13 protein-coding genes are annotated in these 14,944 nt (G+C 76.2%); 11 read left to right on the top strand and 2 right to left on the bottom strand.

Annotation, left to right across the window (positions count from 1 at the left end):
* Positions 1–92: 92 nt before the first annotated feature.
* The 5 genes from SK069_RS20020 to mraY all read left to right on the top strand — a co-directional run bounded on the left by SK069_RS20020 (position 93) and on the right by mraY (position 5,558).
* Positions 93–704 carry a hypothetical protein gene (locus SK069_RS20020; RefSeq protein WP_319956043.1) on the top strand — a complete coding sequence of 204 codons (612 nt, stop codon included), beginning with the start codon at positions 93–95 and terminating at the stop codon, positions 702–704.
* Positions 705–797: 93 nt separating this feature from the next.
* Positions 798–2,504, top strand: a complete 1,707-nt coding sequence (locus tag SK069_RS20015) for a peptidoglycan D,D-transpeptidase FtsI family protein (protein ID WP_319956042.1) — start codon at positions 798–800, stop codon at positions 2,502–2,504.
* A 102-nt stretch (positions 2,505–2,606) separates the two neighbouring features.
* On the top strand, positions 2,607–4,067 hold the full coding sequence (locus SK069_RS20010) for a UDP-N-acetylmuramoyl-L-alanyl-D-glutamate--2,6-diaminopimelate ligase (protein ID WP_319956041.1): 1,461 nt from the start codon (positions 2,607–2,609) through the stop codon (positions 4,065–4,067).
* Entirely contained in the window at positions 4,060–4,587 is a 528-nt protein-coding gene (locus SK069_RS20005) for a glutamate ligase domain-containing protein (protein ID WP_319956040.1), read from the top strand. Before SK069_RS20010 ends, SK069_RS20005 begins: the two co-directional genes overlap by 8 nt.
* A 2-nt stretch (positions 4,588–4,589) precedes the next feature.
* Positions 4,590–5,558: a phospho-N-acetylmuramoyl-pentapeptide-transferase gene (gene mraY / locus SK069_RS20000; RefSeq protein WP_319956039.1), complete on the top strand. Its 969-nt coding sequence runs from the start codon at positions 4,590–4,592 to the stop codon at positions 5,556–5,558.
* On the opposite strand, the gene SK069_RS19995 is transcribed toward mraY, so the two are convergent.
* Entirely contained in the window at positions 5,551–6,198 is a 648-nt protein-coding gene (locus SK069_RS19995; protein ID WP_319956038.1) for a TetR/AcrR family transcriptional regulator, read from the bottom strand. The two genes, mraY and SK069_RS19995, sit on opposite strands and share 8 nt — an antisense overlap.
* A gap of 58 nt (positions 6,199–6,256) precedes the next feature.
* On the opposite strand from SK069_RS19995, the gene SK069_RS19990 reads away from it, so the two are divergent.
* The 3 genes from SK069_RS19990 (at position 6,257) to SK069_RS19980 (ending at position 9,539) form a co-directional block, all read left to right on the top strand.
* The gene (locus tag SK069_RS19990) at positions 6,257–6,955 is read left to right on the top strand and encodes an enoyl-CoA hydratase-related protein (protein WP_319956037.1); all 699 of its coding nucleotides are present in this window, start codon (positions 6,257–6,259) and stop codon (positions 6,953–6,955) included.
* Positions 6,956–7,027: 72 nt separating this feature from the next.
* Positions 7,028–8,434 carry a putative lipid II flippase FtsW gene (gene ftsW, locus SK069_RS19985; protein WP_319956036.1) on the top strand — a complete coding sequence of 469 codons (1,407 nt, stop codon included), beginning with the start codon at positions 7,028–7,030 and terminating at the stop codon, positions 8,432–8,434.
* On the top strand, positions 8,394–9,539 hold the full coding sequence (locus tag SK069_RS19980) for a UDP-N-acetylglucosamine--N-acetylmuramyl-(pentapeptide) pyrophosphoryl-undecaprenol N-acetylglucosamine transferase (RefSeq protein WP_319956035.1): 1,146 nt from the start codon (positions 8,394–8,396) through the stop codon (positions 9,537–9,539). The genes ftsW and SK069_RS19980 overlap by 41 nt, the downstream gene beginning before the upstream one ends.
* 32 nt (positions 9,540–9,571) lie before the next feature.
* Here SK069_RS19980 and SK069_RS19975 read toward each other — a convergent pair whose 3' ends face one another.
* On the bottom strand, positions 9,572–10,402 hold the full coding sequence (locus tag SK069_RS19975) for an rRNA adenine N(6)-methyltransferase family protein (protein WP_319956034.1): 831 nt from the start codon (positions 10,400–10,402) through the stop codon (positions 9,572–9,574).
* A 323-nt stretch (positions 10,403–10,725) separates the two neighbouring features.
* On the opposite strand from SK069_RS19975, the gene murC reads away from it, so the two are divergent.
* The 3 genes from murC (at position 10,726) to ftsZ (ending at position 14,840) form a co-directional block, all read left to right on the top strand.
* Positions 10,726–12,138, top strand: coding sequence for a UDP-N-acetylmuramate--L-alanine ligase (murC, locus tag SK069_RS19970; RefSeq protein WP_319956033.1), 1,413 nt, complete (start codon positions 10,726–10,728; stop codon positions 12,136–12,138).
* 118 nt (positions 12,139–12,256) lie between these two features.
* Complete coding sequence (locus SK069_RS19965) at positions 12,257–13,474, top strand: hypothetical protein (protein ID WP_319956032.1); 1,218 nt, start codon at positions 12,257–12,259, stop codon at positions 13,472–13,474.
* 223 nt (positions 13,475–13,697) lie between these two features.
* A complete protein-coding gene (gene ftsZ / locus SK069_RS19960) occupies positions 13,698–14,840 on the top strand; it encodes a cell division protein FtsZ (RefSeq protein WP_319956031.1) in 1,143 nt (380 codons plus the stop codon).
* Positions 14,841–14,944 lie beyond the last annotated feature (104 nt).

Genomic DNA, 14,944 nt, shown 5'->3' with positions numbered 1-14,944 from the left:
CGAAGGCCCGGCGCGCGCCCGCGCCCGCCACACCTCGCCGCGCGCCGGCCGCGCCTCGCCGCCGTCCGGCTCCGGCGCCCGGCGGCCCGGCGATGCCGCTCGGGGGTCGCCTGCTGCGCGCGGCCCTGCGCCTGGCGACGCTGCCCCTGCGGCTCGTCGTCCTCGTCCTGTCGCGCCTCACCGGCGGTCGCCCGTGGCTGGCGCTCATCCTGCTGCTCGGCTGCGGCGTCATCGCGCTGCACGCCAAGACGCTGCAGATCAATCGCGCGGTCGCCGAGCGCGAGGCGCGCGTGGCGCGGCTGGAGCGCTCGACCTCGTCGCTGCGCAGCGAGGTCCAGCGGCTCGGCTCGACCGAGCGGGTCACCCGGGCCGGCACCCAGGCGGGGATGATCACGCCCGACCCCGACGGGATCGGCTACGTCGACGCGCGACGGCTCGATCCCGCGCGCGCGGCCGCCGCGATCGCCGCGCCCTCCGGGGACTGGAAGCCCACGCCCGGGCTCTCGGCGCAGAACGGCGACGACGTCTCCGGCGTCAGCACCGGCGCCGACACCACCGCGCCCTCGTCGATCGCCTCCCCGGGGTCGACCGCCACCGGTGGCGCCCCGACCGGCGCGACCGGGGCCGCGGGCACGGCCGGCGCGGCGGGTGCGACCGGCGCAACGGGCGCCGCCGGCGCGTCCGGCACGGGCGCCGGCGGCTAGTCCCCGTCCGGCCCGGCCGCGCCGTCGTCCGGCGGCGGGCCGTCCTGCACGTCGCGTTGCAGGAGTCGGGTCGCGCGCGGCGAACGCGTCGGCATGTACGCCGATCGCCGCCTGCGCGTGCTGCTGTCCATCGCCGTCCTGCTGCTGGGGCTCGCCGGCCTGCGCTCGGTCTGGTTCGCGTTCGCGAAGGCCGACAGCCTGACGTCGGTCGCCCGGGGGCAGCAGGACCTCGAGCGCGTGGTGCTTGCCCCGCGCGGCGACATCCTGGACCGCAACGGCGACGCGCTGGCCGTCGCCGAGCCCGCCGACGACGTGGCGATCAGCCCGAAGGTCGTCTCCGAGCAGCTGACGATGAAGCCGCCGCAGCGGCCCCAGCAGCTCGCCGACCTCATCTCCTCCGAGCTCGGGATCCCCGAGGACGAGGTGCTGAAGAAGCTCACCGCCGACGCCGGCTTCGTCTACCTCGCGCGCAACGTGCCCGACCGCCAGGTCCAGGCCCTGCGCGACAAGGCGCAGAAGCACGGGGTGAGCCTCGCGGCGCTGAGCTTCGAGCCCCGCAACCGCCGCAGCTACCCCAACGGGCCGATGGCCGGGCAGTTGCTGGGGGCCTACGGCACCGACGACCGCGCGCTCTCCGGCCTCGAGCTCGCCTACGACCAGTCCCTCAAGGGCGTCTACGGCAAGGAGCTCGAGACCCGCGCCGGGTCCGGCAGCGCGCTGAAGACCGTCGTCGAGCAGGAGATGACGCCGGGCAAGGACGTCCAGCTGACGCTCGACACGCGGATCCAGGCGAAGGCCGAGGACGTCCTGCGCCAGGTCGGCGAGACGTACCGGCCCAAGCGCGCGACGGCGATCGTCATGCGCCCCGACGGGCAGCTGCTGACGATGGCCAACTGGCCGCGCGTGGACCCGAACCATCCCGGCGACGTGCCGCCCGAGCTGGCGAAGTACGTCGGCAACAGCGCGACGAACTTCACCTACGAGCCGGGCTCGACGTTCAAGGCGCTCGCGGTCGCCAGCGCGCTCGAGGACCGGATCGTCACGCCCACCTCGCAGTTCTCCGTGCCGTACCAGATCCAGGTCGCCGACCGGCTGATCGCGGACGCCCACGAGCACGGCACCGAGACGATGACCCCGGGCCAGATCCTCGCCCAGTCGTCGAACGTCGGCACGATCAAGATCGGGCAGGAGCTCGGCGCCAAGCGCTTCGACGGCTGGATGCGCCAGTTCGGCTTCGGCAAGCCGACGGGCCTGGGCTGGCCCGGCGAGGAGCAGGGCCTGCTCCCGGCGCTGGCGAAGTACTCCGGCTCGACGATGGGCAACCTGCCGATCGGCCAGGGGCAGCTCGTCACCCCGCTGCAGATCGCGAACCTCTACGCGACGATCGCCAACGGCGGGATGCTGCGCGCCCCGACGATGGTCGAGAAGATCGGCGGCCGCCGCGTCGCCCGCAGCGCGGGTCGGCGCGTGATCCGCCCCGACGTCGCCGCGCAGGTCCGCAGCATGCTCAAGGGCGTCTTCGAGCCGGGCGGCACCGCCTCGGCCGTGAAGGTCCCCGGCTACGTCCTGGCCGGCAAGACGGGCACGTCGAACGTCTTCGACACGAAGCTCGGCGAGTACGCGGAGAACCGCAACGTCGCGTCCGTGGCCGGCTTCGCGCCCGCCGACGACCCGAAGCTCGTGATCGTCGTCGTCGTCGACGAGCCCGCGGGCGGCGGCTACGGCGCCACCGTCGCCGGCCCGGCGTTCGGCGAGATCGCCCGGTTCGCCCTGCAGTACCTGCGTGTCCCTCCGAAGTGAGCGCCGCTCGGCGCGCCCGGGCCCGTCGGCGACGACGGGCGCCGGTCGCCGACCCCACGGCTCCACGCGCCCTCCCGGGATAGGTCCTAGGCTGCCCGGCAGATGACGCTCGGGGAGCTCTTCGACGGGGTCGGGCCGCTGGCGGCCGGCGTGCCGGTGACGGCGCTGGCCTACGACCACCGGCGGGTGGCGCCGGGCACGGCGTTCTTCTGCGTCCGCGGCCTCACGCGCGACGGGCACGACTTCGCGCCCGACGCGGTCGCCGCCGGGGCGTCCGCGCTGATCGTCGACCACGAGCTCGACCTCGGCGTCCCGCAGGTCGTCGTCCCCGACGTCCGCGCGGCGATGGCGCCCGCCGCCGCCCGGCTGGCCGGCGACCCGACCGCGCGCCTGGTCACCGTCGGGATCACCGGCACGAACGGCAAGACGACGACCGCGTTCCTCGTCCGCGAGCTGCTGGAGGCCGCGGGCCGACCCACCGGCCTCCTCGGCACGGTCACGCAGGTCGTCGGGGGCGAGGTCCGCGACGCCGGCCGCACGACGCCCGAGGCGATCGACCTGCAGCCGACCTTCGCCGCGATGCTCGCCGGGGGCGACGAGGCGTGCGTCATGGAGGTCTCCTCGCACGCGCTCGCCCTCGGGCGTGCGGACGCGATCCACTGGTCCGCGGCGATCTTCACGAACCTCACGCAGGACCACCTCGACTTCCACGACGGCATGGAGGACTACTTCGAGGCGAAGGCGCGGCTGTTCGCCGCCGCCGGCGACGCGCCGAAGGTCGTCGATCTGGACGATCCGTACGGCCGCCGCCTGGCCCTGCGCCACCGGGACGCGATCACCGTCTCGATCGACGCGGAGGACGCGATGCTGCGGGCGACGGACGTCGTGAGCGACCTGCGTGGCAGCCGGTTCGTCGTCGGCGGACGCGAGCTGCGCACGCCGCTGACCGGCCGCTTCAACGTCCGCAACGCCCTGCAGGCCTACGCGGTGGCGGTCGCGCTCGGCGTCGCCCCGAGCGACGCGGCGGCGGCGCTGGCCGGTGCCGGGCGGGTGCCCGGCCGCCTGGAGCCCGTCGATGCCGGCCAGCCCTTCGCGGTGCTCGTCGACTACGCCCACACGCCGGACGCGCTGGAGACCGTGCTGCGCGCGGCGCGCGAGGCGGCCGGGGAGGATCACCGCGTCCTCTGCGCGTTCGGCTGCGGCGGGGATCGCGACCGCGGGAAGCGCCCGCTGATGGGAGCGATCGCCGCACGGGACGCCGACCTGGCGGTCGTGACCTCCGACAACCCCCGCAGCGAGGATCCCGAGGCGATCCTCGACGCGATCCAGGAGGGCATCGCGCCCGACGCGGTGCGCGGCGCGGTCGAGCGGATCGCCGACCGGCGCGCCGCCATCGCGCGGGTCGTCGGCGCCGCGGGCCCCGGCGACGTGGTGCTGATCGCCGGCAAGGGCCACGAGCAGGGGCAGGTCGTCGGCGACCGCACGCTGCCCTTCGACGACGTGGCCGAGGCGCGCCGCGCGCTGCACGCCCTCGGGCACGACGGCGAGGCCGCGCGTGCATGAGCGTCGGCGCGCCGTCGGGACGGCGACGATCGCGCGGCTGCTGCACGCCGCGCCGCCCGCCGACGCGGGGTCCGGGCCGCCCGCGCGGCGCCGCCTGCACCTGGCCGGGGACGTCGTCGTCGTCGTGGACTGCTACAACGCCACCCCGATGACGGTCACCGCCGCGCTGGACGACCTGGCCTCGTCCGCGAGCGGACGGCGCGTCGCCGTGCTCGGGGACCTCGACGGGCTCGGGCCCGACGCGCGCCGCCTGCACGCCGAGATCGGCGCCCACGCCCGCCAGGCGGGCGTCGAGCAGCTCGTCGTCGTCGGCGACCTCAGCCGCCACGCCGGCACCGGCTTCGCGGCCGGCGTCGAGTGGGCGCCCGACGCCGACCGGGCGGCGGCCCTGCTGCCGTCGCTCGTGCAGCCCGGGGACACGGTGCTGCTCGCCGGCCCCGCCGCGCTCGAGCGCGTCGCGGACGCCCTCCAGGCCGCGGGCCCCGCGGGCACCGGTCCGACCCACCCGCGGGAGGCCTGAGCGTGGGCGAGATCCTCATCGGCGGCACCGCCGCCATGCTCATGTGCGTCTTCCTGGCGCCGCGCTTCATCGAGTGGCTGCGCGAGAAGTCCTTCGGGCAGTACATCCGCGAGGAGGGCCCCGAGGGCCACAAGACGAAGGCCGGCACGCCCACGATGGGCGGCCTCATCATCTTCGTCTCGGTCTCGGTGCCGTTCCTCATCCTCTGCGACTACGACTGGCGCGCCGTCGGCGTGTTCGTCACCGGGATCGGGCTCGCGGCGGTCGGCTTCGTCGACGACTGGACGAAGGTCGTCCGCAAGCGCTCGCTGGGGCTCAGCGGCAAGGCGAAGCTCGCGGCGATGGTCGGCGTGTCCCTGCTGCTCTGGTACATCGCCACGCAGCAGGCGCAGCTCGATCCGACCGTCCGGATCCGCAGCCTGGACCTCACGATCGACCTCGGGCCGCTCTACCCGATCTGGATCTACCTCGTCGTCGCCTTCATCTCCAACGCGGTGAACCTCACCGACGGGCTCGACGGCCTGGCGGCCGGCGTCGCGGCGATCGTCCTGACCGCCTACATCGGGATCACCTACCGGGCCACCGGCGCCAGCGACCTGGCGCTGCTGGCCGCGTGCGCGACGGGCGGCTGCGTGGGGTTCCTCTGGTACAACGCGCACCCCGCCACGGTCTTCATGGGCGACACCGGGTCGCTGGGGCTCGGCGGCCTCGTCGCCGGCCTGGCGATCATGACGAAGACCGAGGAGCTGCTGCTCATCATCGGCGGCATCTTCGTCGTCGAGGCCGTCTCGGTGATCATCCAGGTCTTCTCGTTCAAGACCTTCCGCAAGCGCGTCTTCCTCATGGCCCCGCTGCACCACCACTTCGAGATGAAGGCGTGGTCGGAGACGAAGATCATCCTGCGGTTCTGGATCATCGCGATCGCCTGCTCGGCGATCGGCTTCACGCTCTACCAGCAGTCGATCAAGTAGCGCCCGCGCGGCGCCCGCCCTCGGCCGGGGTCGGCGGCGGGCTCGCGAGCAGGCCCCGCACCGCGGCGCCGACGAGCGCCGCGCCGTCGACGACGCGCGGGCGACGCGGGACGAGCAGCGCGACCGGCAGGTCGACGACGCACGCGGCGACGACCTCGAGCGCCGCGCGGTCCGCGCGCTGCCACAACGCCCCGGCGAGGCGACGCAGCTCGTCGTCCAGGCCGCGCTGCAGGCCGAGGAGCTCCTCGGCCAGCGCGGGGGAGAGCGCGTCGCCGACGAGCTCGTCGCGGCGGTGACGGACGAGCAGCCGCGCCCGGGTGGGGCGGGCCTCGCGCAGGCGGGCGAGCGTCGTGGCGGCGGCGACCGTGGCCGCGACCGCCGCGGCGTGATCGGGGCGGGCGTCGTCGAGCGCGCCGTCCACGCCCCGGCGCAGCTCGCCGAGGTAGTCGCCGGCGGCACGCGCCCAGAGCCGTCCCAGCAGCTCGTTGCGCGAGCCGAAGGCGTGGTACAGCGAGCCGCTCGAGGCGCCCGTCGCCTCGGCCAGCGAGCGGATGCTCAGCGCGGAGGACGGCCCGTCGGCGAGCAGGCCCTCCGCGGCGTCGAGGATCGCGTCGAGGTCGTGGACCCGGGGGCGCGGCACGCGGCCCAGCCTACTCGATCAGTCGTTCTAGAACGGACGCGCTGTTATTCTCAGGGCCATGACCGTCCATGCCGCCACCGTCACGCCTCCCGGGCTCCGTCGCGAGGGCGACGTGCTCGTGCTCGACCTCGGGTCGGGCGAGAACCGCGTGAACCCCGACCTGCTCGCCACGATCGGCGCCGCGCTCGACGAGGTCGAGGCGACCGAGGCCCCGCGGGCGCTCGTCACGACCGCCACCGGCAAGTTCTGGTCCAACGGCCTGGACCTCGAGTGGCTCGGCGCCCACCACGAGCAGGTCCAGGAGGTCGTCGACGCGTACCACCGGCTGCTGGCGCGCGTGCTCGGCCTCGGCGCGCCGACGGTCGCCGCGGTGCAGGGCCACGCCTTCGCCGCCGGCGCCATGCTCGCCAGCGCCCACGACGCGGTCGTCATGCGCGAGGACCGCGGGTTCTGGTGCGTGCCGGAGGCCGACCTCGGGATGCCGTTCACCGCCGGCATGACCGCGCTGCTCGCCGCGCGGCTGCCGACGCGCACCGCGCACGAGGCGATGACGACCGCGCGCCGCTACGGGGGCCCGGACGCCGTCGTGGCCGGCATCGCCGACGAGGCCGTCGCCGAGGCGGACGTCCTGCCCCGCGCGATCGCCCGCGCCGCCGCGCTGGCGGGCAAGCAGCCGCAGACGCTCGCCGCGATCAAGCGCCGCCTCCACGCGGACGCGATCGCGACGCTCCAGGCACCGCAGGTCCTCGGGGCCTGACGCCCCGCGGCGTCGCGCCATCCGGCGAGGCCGGGGGAGGGTTCACATATCCCGCGGCGAACGGTGGGCCTGATGCCGTCGCTGCGCCGTGCCCCCGAGCTGAAGCGCGAGTACGACCGCCTCCTGGGCGTGGTGCTCGTCCTCGTCGTCCTCGGGGCGATCTGGGTCTACAGCGCCTCGAGCTCCGAGCAGGTGCTCCAGGACGGCGGCGACGGCTCGGGCTACCTCATCCGGTACGCGATCTTCGGCGCGATCGGGTTCGCGGCGCTCGCGATCTCCTCGCGCGTGGGGGTCGCGGTACTGCGCCGGCTGACGCTCCCGCTGCTGGCGATCTCGTTCGTGCTCTGCCTCGCGGTCGTCGTCCCCGGGATCGGCCGGCAGGCCAACGGCGCCTACCGCTGGCTCGGGACGACCTCGATCGGGTTCCAGCCCTCGGAGATCGCGAAGTTCGCCCTCGTCGCGTTCCTCGCCCTGACGCTCTCGCAGCGCCGCCGGCCGATGGTCGAGTTCCGGGACGCGCTGCCGTACCTCGCGATCCTCGGCGCGTTCCTCGTCGTCGTCGCGGGCCTGCAGCGCGACCTCGGCACCGCGATCGTCATCGGCGGCGCCTGCCTCTGCGTCCTCGTCGCCTACGGGATGCCGCTGCGGTTCTTCGGCCCGATGGCGGGGATCGCCGGGTCCGGCCTGCTCGTGATGGTCCTCATGCACCCGTACCGCATGGAGCGCCTGACGAACTTCCTCTCGCCGTGGTCGGACGCCGCCGGCACCGGCTACCAGGCGACCCAGGGGCAGATCGCGATCGGCTCCGGCGGGTTCCTGGGCAACGGCCTGGGCAACTCCGTCCAGAAGGCCGAGTGGCTGCCGGAGGCCCACACCGACTTCATCCTCGCCGTCGTCGGCGAGGAGCTCGGCGTCATCGGCGTCCTGATGCTCCTCGTCCTCTACGGCGCCCTGGCCTACCTCGGGCTGCGGATCGCCGACAAGACGCGCGGCAGCTACCAGAAGCTCCTCGCGACGGGGATCACCGCGATCATCGTCGTGCAGGCCCTGCTGAACGTCTGGGTCGTGCTCGGGATCTTCCCGCTGACCGGCGTCCCGCTGCCGTTCATCTCCTACGGCGGCGCGAACCTCGTCGTGCTGCTCTTCGGCATCGGGATCCTGCTGAACATCGCGCACGGCACGCCGTACCTGGAGTCCGTGCCCGACCCGGCGCCCGAGCCGCCGCGTGGCCGCGGTCGTCGTCGGGCCCCGCGCCGCGCGCCGGCGCGCCGCGCCCCGCGGGTGCGGCCGGTGCCGGCCGGCGGCGGGGGCGCGGCGCTGGCCTCGGCGCGGGAGGCCGCGCGGGGCATGGCGGCCGGCGAGCGCCGGCCCGATTCGTCACGATCCGCCGGTGACCGGCAGGCGGATCGTGATCGCGGCGGGTGGGACGGCGGGGCACGTGGTGCCCGCGCTGGCCGTGGCCGACGCGCTGCGAGCTGACGGCCACGACGTCTCGTTCGTCGGCGGCGACCGCGAGGAGGTCCGCCTCGTCCCCGAGGCGGGCTACGCGCTCCAGCAGCTCGATGTCCGCGGCCTGGACCGCCGCAACCCGCTGAAGGCCGCGAAGGCCGGCGTGAAGGCCGTCGCGGCCTACCGCCGCGCGAAGCGGATCCTGCGCGCGGACCGGCCCGACGTCGTCATGGGCGGCGGGGGCTACGTCGCCGGCGTCGTCGGCGCCGCCGCCACGCGGCTCGGCATCCCGGTCGTGCTGACGGAGGCCGACAGCCACCTCGGCGTGTCCAACCGCCTGCTGTGGAAGCGCGCCGCGCGGGTCTGCCTCGGCTTCCCGATCGACGGCCGTGACGGCGAGCCGTTCCGCGTCACCGGCCGGCCGGTCCCGCCGCCCTGGCACGACCGCGCCGCGGCGCGCGCCGCGTACGCGATCCCGGACGGGGCGCGCGTGGTCCTCGTCTTCGGTGGGTCGCTGGGCGCGCGCTCGGTGAACGAGGCCGCGGTGAAGGGGCTGACGGACCTCGAGGACGAGGTGGGCTCCGCGGTGGTCGTCCTGCACGCGTGCGGGCGTCGCGACCATCCGGCGCTGGCGAAGCGGTTCCCGGACCGGCGCGCCGCGACGCCGCCCCCGGTCGATCCGGCGGGGCACGGTGCCGCCGGTGCGCCGCCCGGCCACGACACGGCGGCGGATGCCCCGGAGGCCCATGCCGCACCGCCGCTGGACCCCGGCGCGTACCGCCTCTATCCGTACATCTCGCCGCTGAGCCGCGCGCTGGCGGCCAGCGACCTCGTCGTGGCGCGCTCCGGCGGCTCGATCGCCGAGGTGACCGCGCACGGCCGCCCGGCCGTGCTCGTGCCCTATCCGCACGCCGCGGCCGACCACCAGACCGCGAACGCGCGCTGGATGGAGCGCGCCGGCGCCGCGGTCGTCATCGCCGACGCCGCGCTGACCGCCGACGGACTGCGGGCGACGGTCGTCGAGCTGCTCGCCGATCCGGGCCGCCTGGCGGCGATGGCCGAGGCCTCCGCGGGCCTGGCCCGCCCCGACGCCGCGCGCACGATCGCCGACGAGGTCGTCGCCGCCGTCCGGTAGCCCGGCGCGGCCCGGCTCCGGCCTCGCCCCGGTCAGCCCCCGCCGTCACCAGGCGCCGGGCCACGCCGCTCCGCCGCGCCGGGACGCGCACCGCCGTCGTCGCCCGTGGCGGCGGCGGCCAGCGCCCACCAGCGCGCCGGGCGCACCGCGGCGGCCGGCCGGTCGCCGTCGATGCCCAGCTCGCGCAGGAGGCGCGGGCCACGGCGCCGGCCGAGCCCCGCGGCGACCACCCGCCCGGCCGTCGCCGGACGCGCGTGCGCGATCTCGAGCAGGCCGCGCAAGACCGCGTCGCCCTCCGCTCCCAGCGGGCGCCGGGGGCGGATCGACAGTCGCGCGGCGTCGACCCGCGGGGGCGGACCGAACGCGGTTCGAGGGACGACCTCGACGATCCGCAGGCGATGGCGCGCCGCCCACCAGGCGGCGCGGGCGTCCCGTGGCCGGCCGCAGACCCGGCGGGCGAAGCCGTGCTGGACGACGAGGTCGGCCCCCGCGGCCGGTGGGCCGGTGTCCAGGAGCGCCCCCAGCACGGCCGTCGACGTGGCGAACGGGACGCTCGCCACCACGCGGGCGCCGCGCGGCACGCGCACGTCGCGCAGGTCGCGCTCGAGGACCCGCACGCGCGGCCGGTCCGCGAAGCGCCGACGCAGGATCTCGGCGAAGCGCGGGTCCCGCTCGACGGCGAGGACCCGGGCGCCGGTGCGGGCCAGCGCGGCGGTGATGGTGCCGGGACCGGCACCGAGATCGAGGACGAGATCGTCCGGGGTGAGCGCGGCGGCGGCGACGAGGCGGCGCAGCACCGCGCGATCGTGCAGCAGGTGCACGCCCGAGGGGTTCGGGCGGCGACCCGCGCGAGAGCGGGACACGGTGGTCTCCTGGCGCTGGGAGCGACGGGCGCTCGCGGCGGGAGGGTCCGACCGCGTGCGGGCGACGGGCGGGCAGCGGGGCCCGCGGACCGGCGTGCACGTCGCGGCCGCCGGGGGCGGTCGCGCTCGCTCGCGCGTCGCCGAGCGGCGCCGCGCGGGAGACGGCCGCCGCGGAGGCGGCGGCCGGGCGCCGGTCAGGCGCTGCGCAGGCGGATGGAGGCCAACACGGCGTCGACCGTAGACCACGGCGCATCGGACGACCGGGACCCGGCCGGTCGACGGCGGGTTCGAGTCCGGCCCGGCGTCGCGTAGCCTGCCCGTCCGTGACCGACGCGCCCGCCCCGAACGCCAGCGCCCGCCCGTGGGAGGGCCGGCGGCTGCACGTGCTCGGGATCGCCGGCGCGGGGATGAGCGCCCTGGCGGTCCTCGCCCGGGGCCTCGGCGCCGAGGTCACCGGGTCCGACCGCGCGGAGAGCCGCTACCTCGACGGGGTGCGCGAGGCCGGGATCGCCGTGACGATCGGCCACGACGCCGGCAACGTCCCGGCGGGCGACGACGTCGAGGTCGTGCGCTCGACGGCGATCCCGGAGGACAACCCCGAGCGCGTCGAGGCGCGCCGTCGCGGGCTGCCGGACGTCTCCCGCCACGCCCTGCTGGGCGACGTCTGCGCCGCGCACCGGGTGATCGCCGTCGCCGGCGCCCACGGCAAGACGACGACGTCGGCCATGGTCGTCCACGCGCTGCAGGGCGCGGGCGAGGATCCGAGCTACCTCGTCGGCGGCATCCTGCGCTCCACGGGGCGCAACGTCCACGTCGGGCGCTCGCCGTGGCTCGTCGTGGAGGCCGACGAGTCCGACCGCAGCTTCCTCGAGACCCGGCCCGAGATCGCCGTCGTGACGAACGTCGAGCTCGACCACCACGGGACCTACGGCTCCCTCGGCGAGCTCGAGGACGCGTTCCGGACGTTCCTCGCCGGCGCCCGCGAGCGGGTCGTCTGGGCCGATCCGAGCCTCGACCGGCTGCTGCCCGCGGCCGGTGGGCCCGCGCGCGACGGCGCGCCCGGCGGCGTTCCGCAGGGTGGCGCCACGCACCGCTACGACGTCGCGACGCTCGAGGCGCGCGACGGCGCGAGTCGGTTCGTCGTCGACGGCCACGAGGTGGCGCTGCGCCAGCCCGGCCTGCACAACGCGCGCAACGCCGCAGGGGCCCTGACCGCCGCCGCGCTCACGGGGGCCGACGTCGCCGCCGCGGCATCGGCGATGGCGCGGTTCCCGGGGACCGGCCGGCGCTTCGAGCAGATCGGCGTCGTCGAGGGCGCCACGATCGTCGACGACTACGCGCACCACCCGACCGAGGTCGCCGCGACGATCGCGGCCGCCCGCACGCTCGCGCCGCGGCGCGTGGTCGCGGTCTTCCAGCCGCACCTCTACTCCCGCACGCGGTACCTCGGCGACGCGTTCGGCGCGGCGCTCGCGACCGCCGACGTCGTGGCGGTCCTCGACGTGTACCCGGCGCGCGAGCGCGCCGAGGACTTCCCGGGGACCGACGGCCTGACGGTCGCGCGCGCGGCCGCCGACCACGGCGGCGGGCGCACCGTCCTGTGGCTGCCGACGATCGCCGACGCGCTCGCGCGCCTGCCGAGCGTCCTGCGCGACGGCGACCTCTGCCTCTGCATGGGCGCCGGCGACGTGGACGCGGTCGCGCGCGGGCTCGTGGGCGTGCCGGCCGCCGGCTGAGGGCAGCCGTGCGCGACGCGGGCCAGCGGCCCGCCGCCGGCTCGGGCAGGGTCCGCAGGACCGCGCCCGATCGCCGAGCGGGGGAGGGACCGGCCGACGGGCGGCGAACGACGGGCCGATGCCGCTGCACGCCATCACCGCCCGACTGCAGGAGGCCGGCGCCGCGCTGCCCGGCCGCTCCGGCGGCCGGCGCGCGCTCGGTGGCGGGCCCGGGCGGATCGGCGGTCGCACCGGCGGCCGGGTCACCGTCCGGACGGCGTGGCGCCGCCCGCCGCTGAACCGCCGCACGCTCCTGCTCGCCGGGCTCGTCATCGCGGGCCTCGTCGCGTCGCTCTACCTGCTCCTCCGGCTGACCGGGCTCAGCGCCGTGCAGCAGGTCTCGGTCGTCGGCCTCGAGGGCCCGAACGCCCCGCAGCTGCGCGAGGCGATCAAGCGCGCCGCCACCGGGCAGAGCACGCTGGCGCTCGACGACGGCGCCATCCGCCGCGCCGTGGGCCGCGACGCGAGCATCGTGCGCCTCGACGTGTCGGCCCGGTTCCCGCACGGCGTGCAGGTCGTCGTCGACCAGCGGCTCGCGGTCGGCGCGGTCACCGACGACGGCCGCCGGATCGCCGTCGCCGCCGACGGCCGGCTGCTGCCGCAGTGGCCCGCGGGCCGGCTGCCCCTGATCCAGGGCGGCCGCGCGGCCGGGGCCTCGATCACGGCCTCCCAGCGGGTGCCGGTGGCGATCCTCGCCGCCGCCCCCGACGCGCTGCGCGCGAAGGTCCAGCGGATCGAGCGGCGCACGGTCGTGCGGCTCGCCGGCGGCCCGACCCTGCTCTTCCGCGACGGGACGCGCCTGCGGGCCAAGTGGGCGGCGGCGGTCGCCGTGCTGAGCGACCCCGCGGTCGCCGGCGCGACCTGGATCGACCTGCGCCGCCCCGAGCAGCCGCTCGCCGGCCGCGGCGCCGCCCCGAGCCTGCCCGCCGCGGGCGAGCCCGCCCGCGACCTGCGAGACGCCGGTGGCGTGAGCGACGCGGCAGCCGAGCGGGCCCCGGCGGTCGCTCCCGACGAGGTGCCGCGCGCGGCGACCGCGCGCGGCGCGACCGGGAGCACGGACGCCTCGTCCGCGACCGCCACGACCGAGGGCGCCGCGCCGCCCGCCGGAACCCCCGGCGCGGGTGCTGCGTCGACGCCGTCGACCGCGGGCGCCTCGACCCCCGACGCCGCCAGCGGCCCGCCCACGGGCGCCACCGGCGCCCCCTCGTCCGGGGCGTCGGACACGACGTCGTCGGGCGCTTCGGGCGCCGCCGCGGCCACGAGTTCCGGAGGCGCGAGCCCCGCCGCCACCCCGTGAGGAACGCCGACCCCGATCCTCAGGTCAAGCTAGAGGGTCGGATGGTTGAGCCTGTCGTCGACGTCGAGGAGCGGGCGTGCAACTCTCGTTGCGTGCCTACACTTCTGGTTGACAGTTCGTCCGAGATCGCCCTACCTTCGGCGATCCCGGGCGATGGCAGGTCGGACGATCCCGCGTTCCCTCCCCTTCACCACGCACCCCGAGGAACGGAAGACAGAAACCCATGGACGCCACTGGCAGCTACCTCGCCGTGATCAAGGTCGTCGGCGTCGGCGGCGGCGGCACCAACGCCGTGAACCGGATGATCGATGCCGGGCTCCGCGGGGTGGAGTTCGTCGCCTGCAACACCGACGCCCAGGCGCTGCAGATGTGCGACGCCGACATCAAGATCAACATCGGCACCGAGGTGACCCGTGGTCTCGGCGCCGGCGCGAACCCCGAGGTCGGCCACGCGGCCGCGTCGGAGTCGCGCGACGAGATCCGCGAGGCGCTGAAGGGCGCGGACATGGTCTTCGTCACGGCGGGCGAGGGCGGCGGCACCGGCACCGGTGCGGCCCCCGTCATCGCCGAGATCGCCAAGAGCGAGATCGGCGCCCTCACCGTCGGCGTGGTCACCCGCCCGTTCTCCTTCGAGGGCAGCACCCGCATGCGGCAGGCCCAGGAGGGCATCAACCGCCTGCGCGAGGTCGTCGACACGCTCGTCGTGATCCCGAACGACAAGCTCCTCGGCCTCGTCGAGAAGCGGACGTCGATCCTCGACGCGTTCAAGTCGGCGGACAACATCCTGCGCCAGGGCGTCCAGGGCATCACCGACCTGATCACGATCCCCGGCCTCATCAACCTCGACTTCGCCGACGTGCGGACGGTCATGCACGACGCCGGCACCGCCCTGATGGGCATCGGCCAGTCGTCGGGCGAGACGCGCGCGGGGGACGCCGCCAAGGCCGCGATCTCGAGCCCGCTGCTCGAGGACTCCGTCGAGGGCGCCACCGGCATCCTCCTGAACATCACGGGCGGCCGCGAGCTCGGCCTGTTCGAGGTCAACGAGGCCGCCGAGATCGTCCAGGCGGCCGCCGACGGCGACGCGAACATCATCTTCGGCGCGGTCATCGACGAGGACATGGGCGACGAGGTCAGCGTGACCGTCATCGCGACGGGCTTCGACAAGAGCCGCGCGGCGCGCCCAGCCTCGTCGTCGTCGAGCGCCTCGTCGCGCTCGCGCGGCAGCGAGCGGGAGCGCCCCGAGCGCGACCGGCCCGAGCGCGGTCGTCGCGGCACGAGCGAGCGGGTGCCGCGCGTCGAGCGCCAGCGCTCCTCGCTGGAGATCGGCGACGACGACATCGACATCCCCGCGTTCCTGCGCTAGCTGAGTTGCCCACGGTCTTCGTGAACATGGAATAGGTGCCGGGCCTGTTCGGGATGCTGGGAGTTGCGAGACGCCCCAGAGCCCGAAAGGCCCGGCAGTGGAAG

This window comes from Patulibacter brassicae, assembly GCF_033949425.1.
Lineage (GTDB): Bacteria > Actinomycetota > Thermoleophilia > Solirubrobacterales > Solirubrobacteraceae > Patulibacter > Patulibacter brassicae.
This window is presented reverse-complemented; position numbering and strand designations above follow the sequence as displayed.

Excerpts from the sequence above, each read along its gene's own strand:
- SK069_RS20015 (WP_319956042.1), top strand. The coding sequence starts at position 798 with ATGTACGCCGATCGCCGCCTGCGCGTGCTGCTGTCCATCGCCGTCCTG.
- ftsZ (WP_319956031.1), top strand. The coding sequence starts at position 13,698 with ATGGACGCCACTGGCAGCTACCTCGCCGTGATCAAGGTCGTCGGCGTC.
- SK069_RS19965 (WP_319956032.1), top strand. The coding sequence starts at position 12,257 with ATGCCGCTGCACGCCATCACCGCCCGACTGCAGGAGGCCGGCGCCGCG.
- SK069_RS19990 (WP_319956037.1), top strand. The coding sequence starts at position 6,257 with ATGACCGTCCATGCCGCCACCGTCACGCCTCCCGGGCTCCGTCGCGAG.
- SK069_RS20010 (WP_319956041.1), top strand. The coding sequence starts at position 2,607 with ATGACGCTCGGGGAGCTCTTCGACGGGGTCGGGCCGCTGGCGGCCGGC.
- SK069_RS20020 (WP_319956043.1), top strand. The coding sequence starts at position 93 with ATGCCGCTCGGGGGTCGCCTGCTGCGCGCGGCCCTGCGCCTGGCGACG.
- ftsW (WP_319956036.1), top strand. The coding sequence starts at position 7,028 with ATGCCGTCGCTGCGCCGTGCCCCCGAGCTGAAGCGCGAGTACGACCGC.